This window comes from Arenimonas composti TR7-09 = DSM 18010 (assembly GCF_000426365.1).
In the GTDB taxonomy this organism is placed as follows: domain Bacteria; phylum Pseudomonadota; class Gammaproteobacteria; order Xanthomonadales; family Xanthomonadaceae; genus Arenimonas; species Arenimonas composti.
Genome location: NZ_AUFF01000002.1, coordinates 456431 through 476297 on the forward strand (window position 1 = coordinate 456431; position 19867 = coordinate 476297).

The 19867-nt window shown below is 71.0% G+C and carries 18 protein-coding genes; 16 read left to right on the top strand and 2 right to left on the bottom strand.

Going from position 1 to position 19867, the window contains the following annotated elements; all coding sequences use genetic code 11:
- The first annotated feature begins 48 nt into the window (after positions 1–48).
- The 16 genes from K311_RS0106360 to K311_RS0106435 are packed head-to-tail and all read left to right on the top strand — an operon-like array spanning position 49 to position 17490.
- Positions 49–1326: a nucleotide sugar dehydrogenase gene (locus tag K311_RS0106360; protein WP_026816619.1), complete on the top strand. Its 1278-nt coding sequence runs from the start codon at positions 49–51 to the stop codon at positions 1324–1326.
- Between the two features lie 31 nt (positions 1327–1357).
- Positions 1358–2308, top strand: a complete 951-nt coding sequence (locus tag K311_RS0106365) for a Gfo/Idh/MocA family oxidoreductase (protein WP_026816620.1) — start codon at positions 1358–1360, stop codon at positions 2306–2308.
- Between the two features lies 1 nt (position 2309).
- Positions 2310–2891 carry a UDP-2-acetamido-3-amino-2,3-dideoxy-D-glucuronate N-acetyltransferase gene (wbpD, locus tag K311_RS0106370; protein ID WP_026816621.1) on the top strand — a complete coding sequence of 194 codons (582 nt, stop codon included), beginning with the start codon at positions 2310–2312 and terminating at the stop codon, positions 2889–2891.
- Positions 2891–3988, top strand: a complete 1098-nt coding sequence (locus K311_RS0106375) for a DegT/DnrJ/EryC1/StrS family aminotransferase (protein WP_281168212.1) — start codon at positions 2891–2893, stop codon at positions 3986–3988. Before wbpD ends, K311_RS0106375 begins: the two co-directional genes overlap by 1 nt.
- A complete protein-coding gene (locus K311_RS0106380; protein WP_026816623.1) occupies positions 3976–5220 on the top strand; it encodes a lipopolysaccharide biosynthesis protein in 1245 nt (414 codons plus the stop codon). The genes K311_RS0106375 and K311_RS0106380 overlap by 13 nt, the downstream gene beginning before the upstream one ends.
- Entirely contained in the window at positions 5217–6206 is a 990-nt protein-coding gene (locus tag K311_RS0106385; RefSeq protein ID WP_026816624.1) for a sulfotransferase family protein, read from the top strand. Before K311_RS0106380 ends, K311_RS0106385 begins: the two co-directional genes overlap by 4 nt.
- Entirely contained in the window at positions 6203–7081 is an 879-nt protein-coding gene (locus K311_RS0106390) for a sulfotransferase family protein (RefSeq protein ID WP_026816625.1), read from the top strand. Before K311_RS0106385 ends, K311_RS0106390 begins: the two co-directional genes overlap by 4 nt.
- Positions 7078–8049, top strand: a complete 972-nt coding sequence (locus K311_RS0106395) for a GNAT family N-acetyltransferase (protein WP_026816626.1) — start codon at positions 7078–7080, stop codon at positions 8047–8049. The genes K311_RS0106390 and K311_RS0106395 overlap by 4 nt, the downstream gene beginning before the upstream one ends.
- Positions 8049–9473, top strand: coding sequence for a polysaccharide deacetylase family protein (locus K311_RS15725; RefSeq protein WP_051239615.1), 1425 nt, complete (start codon positions 8049–8051; stop codon positions 9471–9473). The genes K311_RS0106395 and K311_RS15725 overlap by 1 nt, the downstream gene beginning before the upstream one ends.
- 12 nt (positions 9474–9485) lie before the next feature.
- Complete coding sequence (locus K311_RS0106405; RefSeq protein ID WP_154659468.1) at positions 9486–10901, top strand: hypothetical protein; 1416 nt, start codon at positions 9486–9488, stop codon at positions 10899–10901.
- Positions 10902–10955: 54 nt separating this feature from the next.
- Positions 10956–12155 (top strand): glycosyltransferase, encoded by a 1200-nt coding sequence (locus tag K311_RS0106410; RefSeq protein WP_026816628.1) that lies wholly within the window; start codon positions 10956–10958, stop codon positions 12153–12155.
- Position 12156: 1 nt separating this feature from the next.
- Entirely contained in the window at positions 12157–13032 is an 876-nt protein-coding gene (locus tag K311_RS0106415; RefSeq protein WP_026816629.1) for a sulfotransferase family protein, read from the top strand.
- Complete coding sequence (locus K311_RS0106420; protein WP_026816630.1) at positions 13029–13952, top strand: sulfotransferase; 924 nt, start codon at positions 13029–13031, stop codon at positions 13950–13952. The genes K311_RS0106415 and K311_RS0106420 overlap by 4 nt, the downstream gene beginning before the upstream one ends.
- Before the next feature lie 10 nt (positions 13953–13962).
- Positions 13963–15126 carry a glycosyltransferase family 4 protein gene (locus K311_RS15730; protein ID WP_043798079.1) on the top strand — a complete coding sequence of 388 codons (1164 nt, stop codon included), beginning with the start codon at positions 13963–13965 and terminating at the stop codon, positions 15124–15126.
- Positions 15123–16109: an NAD-dependent epimerase/dehydratase family protein gene (locus tag K311_RS0106430; RefSeq protein ID WP_026816631.1), complete on the top strand. Its 987-nt coding sequence runs from the start codon at positions 15123–15125 to the stop codon at positions 16107–16109. The genes K311_RS15730 and K311_RS0106430 overlap by 4 nt, the downstream gene beginning before the upstream one ends.
- 16 nt (positions 16110–16125) lie before the next feature.
- Positions 16126–17490, top strand: coding sequence for an FAD-binding oxidoreductase (locus K311_RS0106435; protein WP_051239619.1), 1365 nt, complete (start codon positions 16126–16128; stop codon positions 17488–17490).
- A gap of 6 nt (positions 17491–17496) precedes the next feature.
- Here the strand turns inward: K311_RS0106435 and K311_RS0106440 are convergent, their stop codons facing one another.
- Together K311_RS0106440 and K311_RS0106445 are read right to left on the bottom strand one after the other, a co-directional pair.
- On the bottom strand, positions 17497–18801 hold the full coding sequence (locus tag K311_RS0106440; RefSeq protein ID WP_026816633.1) for a hypothetical protein: 1305 nt from the start codon (positions 18799–18801) through the stop codon (positions 17497–17499).
- Between the two features lie 60 nt (positions 18802–18861).
- A complete protein-coding gene (locus K311_RS0106445) occupies positions 18862–19845 on the bottom strand; it encodes an XOO1806 family protein (protein WP_026816634.1) in 984 nt (327 codons plus the stop codon).
- Between the last annotated feature and the right edge of the window lie 22 nt (positions 19846–19867).

The following is a 19867-nucleotide window of genomic DNA, read 5'->3' on the forward strand; positions in this document are numbered from 1 at the left end:
AACAACACAGCCGTCCACCGGCTTTCGCAGCAAACAGGGGATACACGCATGCGTTCGTTCGACGATACCCGGATCGCCGTGATCGGCCTCGGCTATGTGGGCCTGCCACTGGCGATCGAGTTCGGCAGGAAATTCGACACCCTCGGCTTCGACATCAACACCGCGCGTGTCGAGGAACTGCGCCGCGGCGAGGACCACACGCTCGAGGTCTCGCCGGAAGAGTTCGCGCACGCCGAAAAGCTGAACTTCAGCGCCGACGCCGACGCGCTGGCCGGGCGCAACACCTACATCGTCACCGTGCCGACGCCGATCAACGAGCACAAGCATCCGGATTTCACGCCGCTGATCATGGCCAGCCGGATGATCGGCCGCTACCTGCGCGCCGGCGACCTGGTGATCTACGAGAGCACCGTCTATCCGGGCGCGACCGAGGAGGTCTGCGTGCCGGAACTGGAAGCCAGCTCGGGCCTGAAGTTCAACGTCGACTTCACCGTCGGCTACAGCCCGGAGCGCATCAATCCGGGCGACAAGGAACGCCGGCTGACGAACATCCCGAAGGTGACCTCGGGATCGACCCCGGAGACCGCCGACTTCGTCGACGCGCTCTACCGCGCGATCGTCGAAGTGACCCACAAGGCGCCGAGCCTGAAGGTCGCCGAGGCCTCGAAGGTCATCGAGAACACCCAGCGCGACGCCAACATCGCGCTGATCAACGAGTTCGCGATGATCTTCCACCGCCTGGGCATCGACACCCAGGACGTGCTGGCGGCCGCCGGCACCAAGTGGAACTTCCTGCCGTTCAAGCCGGGCCTGGTCGGCGGCCACTGCATCGGCGTCGACCCGTACTACCTGATCCAGAAGGCGCAGAGCGTCGGCTACTACCCCGACATCCTGCTCGCCTGCCGCCGCATCAACGACGCGATGGGCCGGCACGTCGCGGCCGAGGTCGTGAAGCTGATGATCCACAAGGGTCATGCGATCGCCGGCGCCAAGGTGCTGGTGCTGGGCTTCACGTTCAAGGAAAATTGCCCGGACCTGCGCAACACGCGCGTGGTCGACCTGGTCGACGAGCTGCGCGGCTTCGGTGCCGACGTGGCGATCCACGATCCCTGGGCCGACCGCGACGAGGCCCGCCGGGAATACGGGGTGGACCTGCTCGCGGAACCGCCGCAGGCTGGCGCCTACGACGCGGTGGTGATCGCGGTGGCGCACGACCAGTTCCGGGCGCTGGGCGCCGAGGGGATCCGGGCGCTCGCGAACGGGCGGGCGGTGGTGTACGACATCAAGGGTTTGTTGCCGGCCGAAGAGGTCGACGCGCGGCTGTGAGCCCAGAAGGGCAACGGAGGGAACGCGGCAAATGAAGAAGTTCGCGCTGATCGGCGCCGCCGGGTACATCGCCCCGCGGCACATGCAGGCCATCCGGGCCGTCGGCGGCCAGCTGGTCGCCGCCTACGACCCGAATGATTCGGTCGGGATCATCGACAGCCATTTCCCCGACGCGCACTTCTTCACCGAGTTCGAGCGCTTCGACCGCCACATCGACAAGCGCCGGCGCAGCGAGGGCGTGCGCGCGGTCGACTACGTGTCGATCTGCTCGCCGAACTACCTGCACGACGCGCACATGCGCTTCGCGCTGCGCTCGGGCGCCGACGCGATCTGCGAGAAGCCGCTCGTCCTCAACCCCTGGAACATCGACGGCCTGGTCGACATCGAGCGCGACACCGGCCGCCGGATCAACACGATCCTGCAGCTGCGCCTGCACCCGTCGATCATCGCCCTGCGCGAGAAGGTCGCGGCGGCGCCGGCCGATCGCAAGTTCGAGGTCGACCTGAGCTACATCACCTCGCGCGGCAACTGGTACCTGCAGAGCTGGAAGGGCGACGAGAAGAAGTCGGGCGGCATCGCCACCAACATCGGCGTGCACTTCTTCGACATGCTGCACTTCATCTTCGGGGCGCTGCAGGACAACCGCGTGCACCTGGCGACGCCGACCTGCGCCGCCGGCTACCTCGAATACGAGCGCGCCCGCGTGCGCTGGTTCCTGTCGGTCGACGTCGCCGACGTGCCGGCGCCCCAGCGCGAGGCCGGCCAGCGCACCTACCGCTCGATCACCGTCGGCGGCGAGGAGATCGAGTTCTCCGGCGGTTTCACCGACCTGCACACGCGCAGCTACGAGGAGATCCTCGCCGGCCGCGGATTCGGCCTGGACGAGAACCGCGTCGCGATCGAGACGGTTTCGGCGATCCGCAAGCTGGCGCCGGTGGCGGCCGGCGCGGACGGCCATCCCTTCCTCGCCGGGAGGGTCTGACGTGGCGCACTACCAGCATCCGAGCGCGATCGTCGACGACGGCGCGCAGATCGGCGAGGGCTCGCGGGTCTGGCACTTCGTGCACGTCTGCGGCGGTGCCCGCATCGGCGCCGGCGTCTCGCTCGGCCAGAACGTGTTCGTCGGCAACCGCGTGCTCATCGGCGACCGCTGCAAGATCCAGAACAACGTCTCGGTCTACGACAACGTGACGCTCGAGGAGGGCGTGTTCTGCGGTCCGAGCATGGTGTTCACCAACGTCGTGAACCCGCGTGGCCTGATCGAGCGCAAGGACCAGTACCGCGACACGCTGGTGAAGCGCGGCGCCACCCTCGGCGCCAACTGCACCATCGTCTGCGGCGTCACGATCGGCGAGTTCGCCTTCGTCGGCGCCGGCGCGGTGGTCAACCGCGACGTCTCGGCCTATGCCCTGGTGGTGGGCGTGCCGGCGCGCCAGGTCGCGTGGATGAGCGAGTTCGGCGAACGTCTCGACCTGCCGGTGCAGGGCGACGGCGAAACGGTTTGCCCGCACACCGGTGCCCGCTACGTGCTCGCCGGCGGCGTGCTGACCAGGCAGGAAGGCTGATGGACTTCATCGATCTCGCCGCCCAGCAGGCGCGTATCCGCGACCGCATCGAGGCCGGTATCGCCGGCGTGCTCGCGCACGGCCAGTACATCCTCGGCCCGGAGGTCGCCGAGCTCGAGGGAAAGCTCGCCGCCTACACCGGCGCGCCGCACTGCATTACCGTCGCCAACGGGACCGACGCGCTGCAGATCGCGCTGATGGCGCTCGGCGTCGGCCCCGGCGACGAGGTGATCACGCCCTCGTTCACCTACATCGCCACCGCCGAGGCCGCGGCGCTGCTCGGCGCCCGGCCCGTCTACGTCGACGTCGACGCCGACAGCTACAACCTCGACCCGGCCCTGCTCGAGGCGGCGATCACGCCGCGCACGAAGGCGATCATCCCGGTGTCGCTGTACGGCCAGTGCGCGGACTACGACGCGATCGACGCCATCGCCGCCCGCCACGGCATCCCGGTGATCGAGGACGCCGCGCAGAGCCTCGGCGCCAGCTATCGCGGCCGCCGTTCCTGCAACCTGACGACGATCGCCTGCGCCAGTTTCTTCCCGAGCAAGCCGCTGGGCTGCTACGGCGACGGCGGCGCGATCTTCACTGCGGACGAGGCGCTGGCGAAGGTGATGCGGCAGATCGCCCGCCACGGCCAGGAACGCCGCTACCACCACGTCCGGGTCGGCGTGAACAGCCGGCTCGACACCCTGCAGGCGGCGATCCTGCTGCCCAAGCTCGAGATCCTCGACGACGAGATCGCCGCCCGCCAGCGCGTCGCCGACAGCTATGCCCGCCTGTTCGCCGAGGCCGGCGCCGGCGATTTCGTGCAGTTGCCGCAGCTCGCGCCGGGCAACGTCAGCGCCTGGGCGCAGTACACGATCCAGGTCGACGGCCGCGACGCCGTCGCCGCGCACCTGAAGCAGGCCGGCGTGCCGACCGCGGTGCATTATCCGGCGCCGCTGAACCGGCAGCCGGCGGTGGCCGATCCGGACGCGGTGGTGCCGGTCGGCGACCGCCTGGCGACGCGGGTGCTCAGCCTGCCGATGCATCCGTACCTGGACGAGGCCGCGCAGCGCCGCGTCGTCGAAGCCGTGGTGCAATGTCGTTCCTGAAGAACGCCGCGACGCTGTCGGTCGGCAACGCCGCCGCGCAGGCGATCAACTTCATCGGCATCGCGCTGCTGGCGCGCCTGTACACGCCGTCGCAGTTCGGTGCCTTCGCGATCGTGCTCGGCATCGCCACCGTCGGTGGCGTCGCCGCGCCCTGCCGCTACGACATGACGATCCTGCTGCCGCGCAGCGACCGGGTCGCGAACCTGGCGCTGTGGACGGCGCTGAGCCTGGCGACCGCGATCTCGGTCGCACTTTCGCTGGTGATCCTCGGCACCTGGCTGGTCACCGGCAAGGCCTGGGCCGGCTTCTGGTGGGAGATCGGCGCGATCACCCTCGGCATGGCCGCGCTGCAGACCTATGCGTTCAAGCGCAACCGCGAGAAGCGCTACAAGCACACGGTGCTCGTGCAGCTGGTGCGCGCCTTGGCGATCGTCGGCGTTTCGGCGGCGCTGTACCGCTTCGAGCACGGCCTGGTCTACGGCTTCCTCGCCGGCACGGCGATCGCGGTGGCGGCGACGCTGGTGATCGAATACCAGGTGGAGGGGCGGCTGTTCCGCGCGTTCCCGCTGCACCGGATCGGCTTCTGGATGCGCCGGCACGACAAGTTCCTGAAGTTCTCGCTGCCGGCGGTGCTGACCAGTTCATTCTCGACCCAGCTGCCGGTGTTCCTGATCGCGACCTGGTTCGGCGTGCAGGCCGCCGGTTACTACTCGTTCGTCTACCGCACGCTGATGGCGCCCATCGTGCTCGCGTCCGGCTCGATCAACACGGTGTTCATCCAGAAGGTCACGCGCATGCTGGCCGAGCGCAAGCCGGTCGGGAAGCTCGTCGGCCGGCTGACCTCGAAGCTGGCGCTCGGCTCGCTGGCGGCGTCGGCGGTGATGGCGGGTTTCTGCCTGCTCGGTGGTTACGGACGGCTGTTCGGCCAGGAATGGGCGCCGCTGGACACCCTGGCCCTGTACCTGATGCCGGTGCTGCTGGTCGGTTTCGTGTCGCGCTGCCTGCCGGGCTTCGCGGTGATCGGCAGCAACGAGCTCGGCCTGGTCTACCAGGTGGCGCTGGTGATCGCGACCTTCCTGTCGATCTGGATCGCCCACCTGTTCTTCGACACCCTCGAGCCGATGTTCCTGATCTACTCGCTGGCCGCGTCGGCGATGTTCCTGGCGCAGATCGTGTCGATCAACACGATCGCGCGCCGGATGGACGCGAAACTGGAGGCCCGGCAGAAATGACCCGCGCAGGACCCGTCTACCTGATCGCGTCCGAGCGCAGCGGCACCAACCTGCTGCGCAAGCGCATCACCGAACGCCAGCAGGTCTACGTCGGACCCGCGCCGGCGCAGTTCCTGAAGCACCTGTACTACCGCGAGCCGTATTACGGCGACCTGGCCGACGACCGCAATTTCGCCGCCCTGGTCGAAGACGCGCTTCAGCTCTGCTACGTGCATTTCGCGCCGTGGAAGTACCGCTACACGGTCGCGGAGGTCGTCGCCGCCTTCGCCGGCCGGCCGCGCGACAGCGTGCTGCTTTCCGACTACCTGATGCAGCGCTACGCCGGCGACGCCGGCCGCAGCGGCTACCTGTGCAAGGACAACTGGCTGTACGAGTTCGCGCTCGACATCGCCGCGCGCCTGCCCGACGCCCGCTTCATCTACCTGTATCGCGACCCGCGCGACTTCGTGCTGAGCCAGACGCGCCGGCCCGGCGCCTCGCGCGACGTGATCGAGCATGCGCGGCTGTGGGAATACGAGCAGGTGCGCTCGATCCGCGTCGCCGCCGCGCTCGGCGCGCGCTGCACGCGGGTGTCGTACGAGGAGCTGATCGCCGACGAGGAGGCGACGCTGGCGCGGCTGTGCGGCTTCCTCGGCGTCGAGCTGTCGGCCGCGGCCGCGAAGGTCGACGACAACGTCGTGCGCCCGGTGCACGAGTGGAAGAACCTCGACGCCGCGACGATGAAGGACAACGCCGGCAAGTTCCTGCGCGAGATGGGCAAGGCCGACATCGCCCGGATCGAGGTGACCTGCGCGCTGCCGATGCAGTACCTGGGCTACACGCGGGCGACGACGCGCACGCGCCCGGTCGGCCGTTTCGAGGCCGACTGGCGGCGCAGCTTCCACGGTGCGCTGAAGCTGCTGCGCCGGCGCGGCGGCGGTGGCCCGCCGGTGCCCGAGCGCGCCCGCCTGCTGCGCCGCCTGCACGTGAACTACCGCAATCCATGATCGGCAAGCTCGCCCGCCGCCTGTCCCGCGCCCGCTACGCAATGGCGGCGCCGCTGCTGCGCCTGCGCGAGGCCGGCGAACTGCGGCGTCTCGGCGAGGGCGCGCCGCGGCATCCGCTGGTGTTCATCATCGGCGCGCCGCGCACCGGATCGACGATCCTCTACCAGGCGCTGACCAACGACCTGGACGTGCTGTACATCGACAACCTGGTCTGCCGCTGGCACCGCAACCTGCTGCACGGTTTCGCGCTGAGCCGGGCGCGTTTCGGCGACCGCCCGCACGACAACTTCAAGGCCGAACTCGGCAACACCAGCGCCTACGGCGACCACGCGCCGAGCGAATGCGGCGATTTCTGGTACCGCTGGCTCGACCGCGACGAACACTTCGTCGACGACGACCAGGCGACGCCGGCGATCGTCACCGCGATCCGCCGCGAGCTGACCGCGGTCGTCAACCGCTTCGACAGGCCGCTGATGTTCAAGAACCTCAATGCCGGCCAGCGCCTGCGCCTGATTCTCAAGGCCTTCCCGGACGCGCGCCTGATCCACGTCGTGCGCGATACCGAGCCGACCGTGAGGTCGATCCTGGCGGCGCGCCGCAGCCGCGGCATCGGCCGTGGCGAGTGGTGGAGCGTGAAGCCGCGCGGCTACCGCGAGCTGCTGTCGCTCGACGAGGAGGCGATGGTGCGCGCGCAGGTGGCGCGGATCGAGGCGCAGATCGCCGAGGACTGCGCCCGCTTCCCGGCCGGCAACGTGATGCAGGTGCGCTACAACGACTTCTCGCCGGAACTGGTCGCACGGATCGGGCAGTGGATCGGCTGCGGCCGCCGCGGCGGCGGCCTGCCGGAATTCCGCCGCGACGGGGTGGCGTCGTGACGCCGGCCGCGCGCAAGGCGCGCTACCGCGAGTTCTGCGCGACCGAAACGCGCATCCCGCTGTTCAGCCGTCCCTGGTGGCTCGACGCGGTCGCCGGTGCCGACGGCTGGCAGGTGTCGCTGGTCGAGAAGGGCGGCCAGGTGCTCGCGACGATGCCCTACGTCTACCGCAAGCGCGCCGGTTTCCGCCTGGTCAAGCATGCGCCGCTGACCTCGTGGCTCGGGCCGTGGTTCGCGGAAACCGGCGGCAAGCCGGCGACCCGGCTCGGCAACGAGCACGAGCTGATCGCCGAGCTCTATGCGCAGCTGCTGCCCTACGACTACCTGCAGCAGCAGTGGGGACCGCATGCGGGCAACTGGCTGCCGCTGCACTGGGCCGGCTTCCGGCAGACCACGCGCTACACCTACGTGCTGCCGTCGCTGGCCGACCGCGACGCGCTGTGGGCGGGCCTGCAGGAGAACGTGCGCCGCGAAGTGCGCAAGGCGCAGAGCCGCGCCGGGCTGGTGATCGACCCGGCGCCGACGATCGACGAGATGATCCGGCTGGCGACGCTGACCTATGCGCGCCAGGGCCGGCCGCTGCCGTATTCCGGCGACTTCCTGCGCCGGCTCGACGCCGCCTGCGTCGCCAACGACGCCCGCAGCATCGTGATCGCCCGTGACGGCGAGGGCCGCGCCCACGCCGGCGTCTACATCGTCCGCGACGACCACTGCGCCTACTACCTCGTCGGCGGCGGCGATCCCGAACTGCGCAAGAGCGGCGCCACCAGCCTGTGCATGTGGTCGGCGATCGTCGAGGCGTCGGAGAAGGTGCAGCGCTTCGACTTCGAGGGCTCGATGGTCGCGCCGATCGAACGTTTCTTCCGCGGCTTCGGCGCGGTGCAGACGCCGTATTTCCGGGTCTCGCGGATGCCGTCGATGCTGATGCGCCTGCGCCAGGCGCTGCTCGTCCTGCGGGGGAAGGACTGATGGCCGCGCTGACCGTCCGCATCCCGGCGAGCGCCGCGGCCGAGCGCCGCTACGCGTTCGCGGTGCTGTTGCGCGAACGCCTCGGCCTGGAGGTCGAGGTCGTCGTCGACGACGGTGCGCTCGCGCGCGTGTCGATGCCCGGCGAAACGCGCGAGCTGAGTTTCGCCGAAGGCTTCTTCGCGCGCGCCGACGCCGACTGGCTCGGCGAGGCCAGCCTGCCGCCGACGCCGCTGCCGCGCTTGCCGGTGCCGGAATGGCTCGGCCTGCCGGCCTTCGTGCCGAGCGCCCTGGTCGCGCCCTGGGGGCCGGCCGACGGGGCCGCGGTCGAGGAGACCACCGCCGGCCTGCATGTGCGCTTCGACCTGCCGGGCGCCGCCTTCTTCCTGCTGTCGCGCTACGAGGAAGGCGTGCCGGGTCCCGGCCGGCGCGACGAACACGACCGCTTCCCGGCGCAGGCCTCGCTGCTGTACAGCGAAGGCGTGCTCGAGCGGCCGCTGGTCGACGAATACGTCGAATGCCTCTGGGCCTGCCTGCGCCGGCTGTGGCCGGCGCTGGTGCGCAAGCCGCGCAGCTACCGCTTCTTCGTCAGCCACGACGTCGACAATCCGCTGTTCGCGCTCGGGCTGACGCCGCGGCGGCTGGCCTCGGCGCTCGCCGGTGACGTGCTGTCGCGCCGCGATCCGGGTCTCGCCTGGCGGCGCCTGCGCTCCAGCCTCACCGGCGCCCGCAATCACTACGCCGGCGATCCGTTCGACACCTTCGACTTCATCATGGGCGAGAGCGAGAAGCGCGGGCTGTGCAGCGCCTTCTACTTCATCACCGGCGGCGACACCCGCCGCGACGCCGACTACACGATGGCGCATCCGTGGGTTCGCGGCCTGGTGAAGCGGATCGGCGAGCGCGGCCACGAGGTCGGCCTGCACCCGAGCTTCGCGACCTACCTCGATCCGGAGGAGACCGCGCGCCAGTTCCGCACCCTCGTCGACGCTGCGCGTGAATGCGGCGTCGAGCAGGCGTGCTGGGGCGGGCGGCAGCACTTCCTGCGCTGGTGCGCCGGCACCACGTGGGCCAACTGGGACGCCGCCGGACTCGACTACGACAGCAGCGTCTGTTTCGCCGACCACCCCGGGTTCCGGGCGGGCACCTGCCACGAATACCCGGTGTACGACATCGTCGGCCGGCGGGCGCTGCGCCTGCGCGAGCGGCCGCTGGTGCTCATGGAGACCACGCTGATGTCGCCGCAGTACATGGCGCTGCCCGCGGCGAAGCGGCCGGAGATCGTGCGCCGCCTGGCGGCCACGTGCCACGCGTATTCCGGCGATATGACGCTGCTGTGGCACAACAGTAAGATGCTGACGCGCGATGCAAGGCGCGAATACCTGGATGCGCTGGACATCTGTCTGGCGGCCGGGCGGCCAGCCTGAGCGGAGTGATCGATGATCCTGCTTAAAGTCCTGCTGGCCGTGTTCGTCCTCGTCAGTTTCTTCGTGGTGTGGCGGGTCGAGAGCGGCTGGAAGTTCGTGGTGACGCCGTTCCTGTTCCTGGCGTTCTTCGAACTCGTGCGCGTGCTGCCGCCGTTCTTCATCGCCGGCCAGTTCGGCGTGACCGACGAGATCACGCCGCTGATGGCGGCGCTGCTCGCCTACATCTCGGCGCTCGCGGGCTTCGTGCTGGCTTACGGCTACAAGGGAACTTCGCGCACGCGCACCGTGGCACTCGCGCGCGTGAACACCGGCGACCTGCCGAGCCGCCGCGGTGAACTGATGGGCGCGATGGCGGTGCTGCTGGTGCTGATCGGTTCCGGCCTCTGGCTGTTCGGCGGCCTGCCGCCGGTCGGCCAGGCGCTCGCCGGCATGTTCAGCGGCGACGACGGCCGCGAGCTCGCCGGCTTCGTCAGCGAACGCCGCTTCGAACTGACCAAGGGCGCGTACTTCGGCGCCCAGTACCGCGGCCAGGGCCTGATCAACTCGGTGCAGCGCATCGGCTGGACGCTGATGCTGGGCTACCTGCTGCTGCGCTGGCTCGACCGCCGGCGCAGCCGCCTGCGCCTGGCGGCCTTCGCCGGCGGCGTGTTCCTGGCCTGGATGTTCGTCGCCGGCGACGGCACCCGCGGTCCGTTCCTGAACGTGATGATGGTGGTCGTGGCGGTGTACTCGCTGCGCCAGCCGCTGTCGGCACGCACGGTCACGGCGCTGTTCGCCGGCGGCTTCGCGCTGGCGATCGGCCTGAGCATGTATTCGAACAAGATGTACAGCTCGCTCGAGGAGCTGTCGCCGCGCGAGTTCATCGCCGACGCCAGCGCCAAGATCACCAACCGCATCGTGCTCGGCAACGGCATGAACGACGTGATCGCGGTCGACCTGGTCGAGAACGACTACCTGCCCAAGCGCTGGGGCAGGGTGCATTTCCGCGACGCCGTCGCGGCGATCCCGGGCGTCAACTACGGCGTGCCGCTCGCGCACGAGCTGTACGTGATCCTCAATCCCGGCGGCCGGCGCACCACCTTCCTCAGCGGCACCTACCTGTCGACGGTCTACGTCGACTTCGGCATGGCCGGCCTGGTGCCGATCTTCCTGCTGATCGGCATGGCCATCGGCAAGGCGCAACTGTGGCTGTTCTCGCGCGTGCGCACGCAGTGGCGGCTCGCCGCGGCGGCCTCGCTGGCCTTCATGAGCGTGCAGCTGCTGCGCTCGGGTTTCATCGGCATCGGCAGCCAGCTGATCGTGTTCGGCGCGCTGCTGCTGCTGCATGCGCTGGTGGCGCGTTTCGGCCGGGTGTTCGCCGCGCGCATCGCATCGACGTCGGGACGCACGCCGCCCCCCGCTCCGCTGCGGGGCGCGCCGATGCGCTAGAGGGAACTCTTCCCCCCCGGTCCCTTTCCACGTTTCGAGGATGGCAAGCCCCCCATGCTGATCTACGTAGCACCCGTCGACATTTCCCTCGGCAACGGTCCCGGCGTGAACGAACGCGAGTTCGTGCATGCCCTCGCGCGCCGCTTCGGTGACCGTGCGCGGGTGCTGCTGCCGCGTCCGCGCGATCCTGCCGTGCTCGCGGGCCTGCCGAACGTGCAGCTCTACGAGCGCGCCGGCTCGCCGCTGCTCGGCTGGCTCAGCCAGTGGCGGATGTACCGGCTGCTGCGCCGGGAGATCCGCCGGCAGAAGCCGCAGGCGGTGATCATGCGCATCGGCCAGCTGCAGTTCGGCCTGGCGGCCTTCGCGCGCCGCGCCGGCGTGCCGATCGTGATGAAGACGCAGGGCGACCCGAGCATCGACTACCTGTGCCGCAAGCCCGGGCTGAAGGGCTGGGTCGCGCGCCGGCTGCGGCCGTTCAACCTGCGCGTCGCCGGCACGATCGCGCAGCATGCGCTGGCGATCGACTGCTGCACGCCGCAGCTCGTGCGCCGCAACCTCAGCTGGCTGCCGGGCCTGCCCGCCGACAAGGTGTTCGTGGTCGACAACGCGACGAACGTCGAGAGCTTCCAGCCCGGCGACCGTTTCGCCGCGCGCGCGCGGCTCGGGCTGCCGCGCGACGCCCACATCTTCGGCTACGTCGGCGGCGTGCCCTGGGAACGCGGCGGCATGCGGATCGTGCGGGCGGTCGCGGCCCTGCGCGGACGTTTCCCGGACATCCTCGGCGTGGTCGTCGGCGGCGCCGGCGAGGGCCTCGAGCGGATGCGCGCGCTCGCGCGCGAACTCGGGGTCGAGGACCGCTGCCGGATCGTCGGCCACGTGCCCTACGACGACGTTCCGCTGTGGGTGCGCTCGTTCGACGTCGGCGTGGCGATGGACCTGCCGGAACGCGGCGACGTCGTCGGCAGCTCGAACCAGAAGATCCGCCAGTACATCGCCAGCGGCAAGCCGGTGGTGGCGGCCGCCGGCATCAATGCGTTCATCGGCGACGAAGGCCTCGGCGCCCTGGTCGACGCCACCGACCAGGCGGGCTTCGATCGCGCGGTCGGCGAGTACCTGGGCTGGGACGAGGCGCAGCGGCAGGCGTTCGCCGCGAAGGCCCGCCGCTACGCCGAGGAACACCTGTCGATCGACGCGGCGCTGGCGATGCGGCTCGCCGCCTGGCGCGCGCGCGGCCTCGAACTGGCGGAGGCCTGAGATGAGCACGAACACGCGCAACGTCCCCGACTTCATCGGCATCGGCGCCCAGCGCTGCGGCACCACCTGGCTGGACACCCAGCTGCGCCGGCATCCGCAGCTCTACCTGCCGCAGCGGCGCAAGGAAGTGCATTACTTCGACGAGTACCACGACCGCGGTCCGGCCTGGTATCGCGAGTTCTTCCCGGACGAGGAGATCGCCGGCCGCCGCGCCGTCGGCGAGATCACCCCGAAATACCTGTTCGATCCCGCCTGCGCCGGCCGCATCCACGCCGAGTTCCCGGACGCGAAGCTGCTGGTGGTGCTGCGCAACCCGACCGAGCGCGCCTATTCGCAGTACGGCCTGCACGTCGGCCGCTACGCCCGCGGCGGCGGTTTCGCCGAGTTCCTCGCCGACCAGCCGGACGCGGTGGAACGCGGCCGTTACGCGGCGCAGCTCGAACGCTATTTCGCGCTGTTCCCGCGTGAGCGTGTGCTGGTGATGCTGTTCGAGGAAGTCATGGCCGACCGCGTCGCGGCGCTGGACGAAGTCTGCCGCTTCCTCGGCGTCGACACCGGCCTGCTCGACGGCGACCGCGTCGACGACCAGGTCAATGCGTCCGAGCGTCCGCGCTTCGCGCGCGCGCGCTCGCTGGCGACCCGCTTCGGCAACCGCCTGCGCGGCCGCGACATGGACTGGATCATCAACCTGGCGAAGAAGGCCGGGGTGATGAAGCTGTTCGGCGTGCGCAAGGGCATGCCGCCGCTGCCGGATGCCGAGCGCGCCCGTCTCGACGCCTGCTTCGCCGACGACATCGCCCGCCTGGAAATCCTGCTCGGCCGCTCGCTCGACATCTGGCGTGCGCCCTCGCAGATCGACCTGCCCGGGGCCGCGTGACCCTCCGCATCGCCTATGTCGCAGGCTACGGCCGCAGCGGCTCGACCCTGCTCGACATCATGCTGGGCGCCGCCGCGGGTGCGACTTCGCTCGGCGAGACCGGCATGCTGTGGCTGCGCCATGGCGAGGATGCCGAGGCCTGCAGTTGCGGCGCCCGCCTGCGCGACTGCCCGGTGTGGGCACCGGTGGTCGCCGGGGTCGAATCCGGCGAGGCGATCGCACGCGACCGCGCGGCCCACCGGCGCGAGGGCTGGTTCCGCGGTTTCTTCGCGCCTCGCCGCGCCGCGGTGGAAGACCGCTACGGCCGCGCCTGGGCGCAGGTGTTCGCCACCCTCGCGCAGGCCCACGGCACGCCGCTGCTGATCGATTCGAGCAAGACCGCCTACCGTTATTTCTGGCGGCCGAGCGCGCTCGCGCGCGACGCCGGCGCCGACGTGCGCGTGCTGCACCTGGTGCGCGATCCGCGCGCGGTGGTGCTGTCGTGCATGAAGGGCCAGAACAGCCGCCTCGCGGTCGGCGACGAGAGCGTGCGCCCGGCGGCCTGGGCGATCGCCCTCGTCGGCTGGCTGGTCGCCAACCTCGGCGCCGCGCTCAACGCCCGCCGCCTCGGCCGGCCGCGGTTGCTGGTGCAGTACGAGCGGCTGGTCGCCGCGCCCGGCGAGGAACTGGCCCGCATCGGCCGCTTCCTCGATGCCGATTTCGCGGAGGTCGCCGAGCGCCTGCAGCGCGCGGAACCCCTTCCGGTCGGCCATCTGGTCGCCGGCAACCGCATGGCCCGCCGCGGCGTGGTGCTGCCCGCACCGCAGCCGCCGGTGGAACGCCTGCCGTCACGCCTGGCGGAGTTCGCCTGCCGCTGGTTCGCCGTTCCGATCCACGCCCGCCTGCTCGCAGGCGCGGCGCAGGACGCGGAAGGACAATGAGGACTGGATGATGAAGCTCGTGCTGTTCCACACCAATGCCGACTACCTGATCGGCCTGCGCCTGCCGCTGATGAAATACCTGGTCCGCGAAGGCCTCGAGGTCGTCTGCTACGCGCCGAACATGAGCCCGTCGCACCTCGCGATCCTGTCCGCGAAGGGCATCCGCGGCGAGACCTACGAGATCGACTCGACCGGCATGAACCCCGTGCGCGACGTGCGCAACCTGTTCGGGATGGTCGGCATCCTGCGCCGCGAGCGCCCGGACATCGTGCTGAGCAACAACGCCAAGCCGGTGGTGTGGGGCACGATCGCGGCGTGGCTGGCGCGGGTGCCGCAGCGCTACTGCCTGGTCGGCGGCCTCGGCTACGCCTTCATCACGATCGGCGGGCAGACGCTGCGCCGGCGCTTCACCCGCTGGGCGATGAAGATGCTGTACTCGCTGGCGTTCCGCTCCGCGAGCGGGGTGATCTTCCAGAATCCCGACGACCTCGCCGAGATGGTCGAGTCCGGCATCTGCCCGGCGCGCAAGGCGCACGTCGTGAACGGTTCCGGCGTCGAGATCGACCACTACTCGCCGGTCGATCCGCCGGTGGCCGACCCGGTGTTCGTGATGGTCGGCCGGCTGATCGCCGAGAAGGGCGCGCGCGAATACCTGCAGGCCGCCGAACGGGTGAAGCAGCGCCATCCCGGCGCGCGCTTCATGCTGCTCGGCGACATCGACGACAACCCGTCGGCGCTGAAGCCCGACGAGGTCGCGCGCTTCGTCGACGCCGGCGTCGTCGAGTGGCCGGGCGCCGTGCGCGACGTTCCCGACCGCCTGCGCCAGGCCTCGGTCTTCGTGCTGCCGTCGTACTACCGCGAAGGCGTGCCGCGCAGCGCGCTCGAGGCGATGGCGACCGCGCTGCCGGTGATCACCACCGACCTGCCGGGCTGCCGCGAGACGGTCCGCGACGGCCGCAACGGCATCCTGGTGCCGCCGCGCGACGTCGACGCGCTCGCCGCCGCGATGCTGGCGATGTGCGAGGATCCCGGGCGGCGCCAGCGCATGGGCGCCGAGAGCCGGCGCATCGCCCTCGAGCGTTTCGACGCCGAGGCGGTGAATGCCGAGATGGGGCGGATCATGGGGATCCGGCCAGGTATCGCGGCAGCGCCCGCGGCGGAGGTGGTTTCGTGATCGTGGTGGTCGGAGGTTCGGGATTCGTCGGCACCCGTTTCTGCCGGCGCCTGCAGGCGGCCGGACAGGATTTCGTCATCGTCGACAAGAATCCCAGCGCGGCGTTTCCCGACCGCGTGCGGATCGCCGACGTGCGCGACCCGGAACAGCTGCGCCAGGCGATTCCACAGGCCGAGGTGCTGGTGAACCTGGCGGCCGAACACCGCGACGACGTGCGTCCGCGCAGCCTGTACGACGAGGTCAACGTCGGCGGCGCGCGCAACCTCGTCGCGGTGGCCGCCGAGCGCGGCATCCGCCGCATCGTGTTCACCAGCTCGGTCGCGGTCTACGGTTTCGCGCCGCCGGACACCGGCGAGGACGGCCGCATCGCCCCGTTCAACGACTACGGCCGCACCAAGTACGAAGCCGAGGGCGTGTTCGAGGCCTGGCGCGACGAGGCGCCGGAGCAGCGCAGCCTGGTGATCGTCCGCCCGACGGTGATCTTCGGCGAACAGAACCGCGGCAACGTCTACAACCTGCTGTCGCAGATCGCCCGCGGCCGCTTCCTGATGATCGGCGACGGCCGCAACGTGAAGTCGATGGCCTACGTCGAGAACGTCGCCGCCTTCCTGCAGCACACGCTGACGCTGCCCGACGGCCGCCACCTGTACAACTACATCGACAAGCCGGATCTCGACATGAACACGCTCGTGTCGACGGTGCGCCGCCGGCTCGGTGCCGGCGACGGCGTCGGCCTGCGCCTGCCGCTGTTCATGGGCCTGGCCGCCGGGCACGCGCTCGACCTGGTGGCGGCGGTGACCCGGCGCAACTTCGTCGTCAGCGCGATCCGCGTGCGCAAGTTCACCGCGACCACGCAGTTCGCGTCGGCGGCGGCATCGTCCGGCTTCGTCGCGCCGGTGGGGCTGGCCGAGGCGCTCGAGCGCACGGTGCACCACGAGTTCATCGCCGATCACGGCGACCAGGTGCTGTTCTACAGTGAGTGAGGCCGCCCCCGTCGCGGTGGACGTCGACGCGCTGGCGGCGATCGTCGGCGCCGACGGGGTGTCGACCGCGGATGCCGACCTTCGCCACTACGGCGACGACTGGGCCCATCTCGCGCCGCCCGCGCCGGCGGCGATCGTATTGCCGCGCAGCGTCGACCAGGTCTCGGCACTGGTGCGCTGGGCGGAAGCCACGGGCACCGCGCTGGTGCCCTCGGGCGGCCGCACCGGCCTGTCCGGTGGCGCGCTGGCGGCGCGCGGCGAGGTCGTGCTGTCGCTCGAGCGCATGCGCCGCATCCTCGCCGTCGATGCCGGCGAGGGCACGATCACCGTCGAGGCCGGCGTCACCACCGCGGCCGTGCAGCAGGCCGCGCACGCGCACGGCCTGCACTATCCGGTCGACTTCGGCAGCCGCGGTTCCAGCCACATCGGCGGCAACATCGCCACGAATGCCGGCGGCATCCACGTGCTGCGCCACGGCATGACCCGCGACCAGGTCCTCGGCCTGCGCGCCGTGACCGGCGGTGGCCGCGTGCTCGACTGCAACCGCGGCCTGCTGAAGAACAACACCGGCTACGACTTCCGCCACCTGTTCGCCGGGTCCGAGGGCACGCTCGGGATCATCGTCGAGGCGACGCTGCGCCTGCGGCCACCGCCGCCACCGCAGCAGGTGGCGCTGTTCGCGCTGCCGGCGCTGCAGGCGCTGATGCCGGTGTTCGCGGCGGCGCGCGACACGCTGGCGCTGGGCGCCTTCGAGTTCCTGACCGAGCCGGCCCTGCAGCACGTGCTCGCGCGCGGCGGCCGCCGGCCGTTCGCCGCAGCGGCGGCCTGCTACGTGCTCGCGGAGTTCGATGCCGACGAGCCGGCGGCGCTTCGCCTGTTCGAGGCGCTGCTGGCGCGCGGGCTCGTCGCCGACGGCGTGCTGGCGTCGTCGCAGGAGCAGGCGGCCGAGCTGTGGCGGCTGCGCGAATCGATCACCGAAAGCCTGGCGCCGCGGCGGCCGTACAAGAACGACATCGCGGTGCGGGTGGCGCGGGTGCCGGAATTCCTCGCTCGCGCCGGCGCGCTGTTCGCCGCCGAGTACCCGGACTTCGAGGTGATCTGGTTCGGCCACATCGGCGACGGCAACCTGCACGTCAGCGTGCTGCCGCCGGTCGGTATGCCGCATCCGGACTTCGTGGCCGCCTGCGCGCGGGTGACCGCACGCCTCGCCGACCTTCTCGGCGAATTCGGCGGCACGATCTCGGCCGAGCACGGCGTCGGCCTGCTGAAGAAGCCCTATCTGGGCTGCAGCCGCGAGCCGGCGGAAATCGAGCTGATGCGTGGGCTGAAGCGGGTGTTCGACCCGGCCGGCATCTTCAATCCCGGCAAGATCTTCGACTGAGCGCGCTCAGCGGCGCTCGCTGATCCCGGCCGGCAGGCCGTTGCCGGCAGCACGCGCGACGCGCCCCCGCGGCCGGTCGATGACGACCCCGGCGAAGCGCGCCCGGGCGCTGTCGGCGACGACGACGCCGTCGCCGCCGGGCTCGACGATCTCGACGTCCTCGACCACGCCTTCGGCATGGCGCAGGCGCAGGCCGGCGCCTTCCGGGGCGCTGATGCGCGCGCGCCGGACCACGAGGCCGCGGATCGGCGCGTCGGCATCGTGCCCGGCGATGTCGAAGGCATGGCTGCCGGCGCGTTCCGACACCACGTCCTCGAACACGATGTCCTCCACCGGGCCGCCGCGGGTCGACACCACGCGGAAGGTGCCGGCGCCGATCGAACGGCAGCGCCGGAACACGATCCGCGACGATTCCTGGCACAGCACCGTATTGCTGTTGCCGCAGTCGACCGCCTCGCAGTCCTCCCAGAGGGTGTCGCGGGTCTGGCGGTCCGGATCGACCTGCGACCAGTCACGGCCGTTCGCGTACGGATAGGTGCCGGCGTCGGGCGCCGCGCGCCAGGGTGCGTCGCCGCGGCAGTAGAAGACGCCGCGCACGCTGCGGCCGCGGATGCCGACCGCGCGCACGCGCTGGATCCGGTTGCCGCTGCCGCCCTTGACCTGCAGCACGATCGAATGGGTGCCGTCGTCGCCGTCGCCGTCGCGGAAGTCCGAATCGGCCACCGTGCAGTCGTGGCAATGGAACAGCAGCATGCCGATCGCGCCGCGGCTGCCGACACCCTCGAGTTCGCTGGCGTGGCAGTCGCGGCAGTTGTGCAGGTTGAAATAGGTGCCGGTGCGGCCGTATTTGCCGATCCGAACCAGGCTCGACGCCGCCACCCAGTCCAGCCGCGGCCCGCGCGGGGCAGGGAAGGCGCCGTGCTCGCGCAGGCTGAAATCGTGCAGATGGACGTTGCGCACGCGCGGCGTGCCGCCGGCGACACCCGGATCACCGTCGACCAGCCAGCGGCCGTCGCCGGTGAAGCTGCAGCCGCGGCCGTCGATCTCGACGTCGGACGTGGCGATGCGCTTGTCGCGCTGCATCGCGTAGATCGCGTCCGGCCGGCAGCGGATCACACCACCGCCGGCGGCGTGCAGTTCGGCGAGCAGGGCGTCGAAGGCATCGTCATCGCGGGCGACGCCGTCGCCGGTCGCGCCGAAGTCCTCGGGCAGGAACAGGCGCTCGCCGGGCAGCTGGCGGCGCGAGGCGGTGGCCGCAGCCGGCACGAGCAGGCTCAGGGTCAGCGTCCGCAGGAAGTCGCGTCGTTGCATCGCCGGATCATGCGGGCGGCGGCGTGCAGGGCACGTGCCGGCAGCGGCGCGGTCGCGCCGTCAGAGGTCCTGCTCGTAGCGGATGTACGGCATGCGGTTCTCGCTGCCGTCGTCGTCGCTGCGCGGGACGAAGGGGTTCGGGCCGTTGCTGATCACGTTCTCGGCGCCGACGCTCAGGCGCGCGCGCCACGGCGCCCGCCAGGTCAGGCCCAGGCCGATGTTGCTGTAGCGCACGCTGCTGCCGGGGATCTCGACGACGCGGCCGATGATCTCGCCGCCGAAGTCGCCGACGCCGCCACCGACGGTCAGGGTGCCGGTGTTCCACTGCGGCGGCACGCCCCCGGGCAGCTGGTTGGCCGGCACGATGCGGGCGCGGGCGAGGGTGCCGCCGATGCTGACCCAGCCGGATTCGCCGACCTTCATCTCGCCGAGCAGGCCGATGTCTTCCTGCTCGATGCGGGCACCGGCGAGGGCGAGGCCGAGCGCGCTGAAGCTCGGGCCGTCGTCGCCGGGTATCGGCGCCGGGCCGACGTCGAAGGTGTTCAGGCCGAGCGTGGCCGACAGCGCGCCGCGGTCGCCTTCCAGCGCGACTTCGGCACGGGCGCCGGGCTGCGCCAGCGACAGCGGGCCGTTCTGCGGGCCGAGGCTCGCGACCAGGCAGTGTTCGGCCAGCGCACCGAAGCTGCGCGAGACCGCGCTGCCGTTGCAGAGCAGGCCGATCGTCGGATTCGTTTCCAGCGCCAGCGAGGCACTGGCGCGGCGGCCGCCGTTCAGCGGCATCGCGACGCCGGCGCCGATCGACGGCGCGGCGTTGCGGCGGCCGATGATGCGGTCGAGCGACGAGCGCGCGTCGGTGGACGGACCGGACTCGATCAGCAGGAAGGCTTCGACCTGGTTGTTGCGGATGATCGGCAGCGCCGTCGTCTCGCCGTCGTCCTGCTGCTGGCCGATGACCAGCGGCGCCGGCGCCTGCGCATGCACCTGCGCGCCGGACGCCGCGAGGGCGACCAGAACAGCGGCGGTGAGGCTGCGCAGCGGGGACATGGCGGCGGGTGGATCTCCGTTC

Coding starts and splice junctions, on each gene's coding strand:
- K311_RS0106360 (WP_026816619.1), top strand. CDS start 49: ATGCGTTCGTTCGACGATACCCGGATCGCCGTGATCGGCCTCGGCTAT.
- K311_RS0106365 (WP_026816620.1), top strand. CDS start 1,358: ATGAAGAAGTTCGCGCTGATCGGCGCCGCCGGGTACATCGCCCCGCGG.
- K311_RS0106375 (WP_281168212.1), top strand. CDS start 2,891: ATGGACTTCATCGATCTCGCCGCCCAGCAGGCGCGTATCCGCGACCGC.
- K311_RS0106380 (WP_026816623.1), top strand. CDS start 3,976: ATGTCGTTCCTGAAGAACGCCGCGACGCTGTCGGTCGGCAACGCCGCC.
- K311_RS0106385 (WP_026816624.1), top strand. CDS start 5,217: ATGACCCGCGCAGGACCCGTCTACCTGATCGCGTCCGAGCGCAGCGGC.
- K311_RS0106390 (WP_026816625.1), top strand. CDS start 6,203: ATGATCGGCAAGCTCGCCCGCCGCCTGTCCCGCGCCCGCTACGCAATG.
- K311_RS15725 (WP_051239615.1), top strand. CDS start 8,049: ATGGCCGCGCTGACCGTCCGCATCCCGGCGAGCGCCGCGGCCGAGCGC.
- K311_RS0106405 (WP_154659468.1), top strand. CDS start 9,486: ATGATCCTGCTTAAAGTCCTGCTGGCCGTGTTCGTCCTCGTCAGTTTC.
- K311_RS0106410 (WP_026816628.1), top strand. CDS start 10,956: ATGCTGATCTACGTAGCACCCGTCGACATTTCCCTCGGCAACGGTCCC.
- K311_RS0106415 (WP_026816629.1), top strand. CDS start 12,157: ATGAGCACGAACACGCGCAACGTCCCCGACTTCATCGGCATCGGCGCC.
- K311_RS15730 (WP_043798079.1), top strand. CDS start 13,963: ATGAAGCTCGTGCTGTTCCACACCAATGCCGACTACCTGATCGGCCTG.
- K311_RS0106440 (WP_026816633.1), bottom strand. CDS start 18,801: ATGCAACGACGCGACTTCCTGCGGACGCTGACCCTGAGCCTGCTCGTG.
- K311_RS0106445 (WP_026816634.1), bottom strand. CDS start 19,845: ATGTCCCCGCTGCGCAGCCTCACCGCCGCTGTTCTGGTCGCCCTCGCG.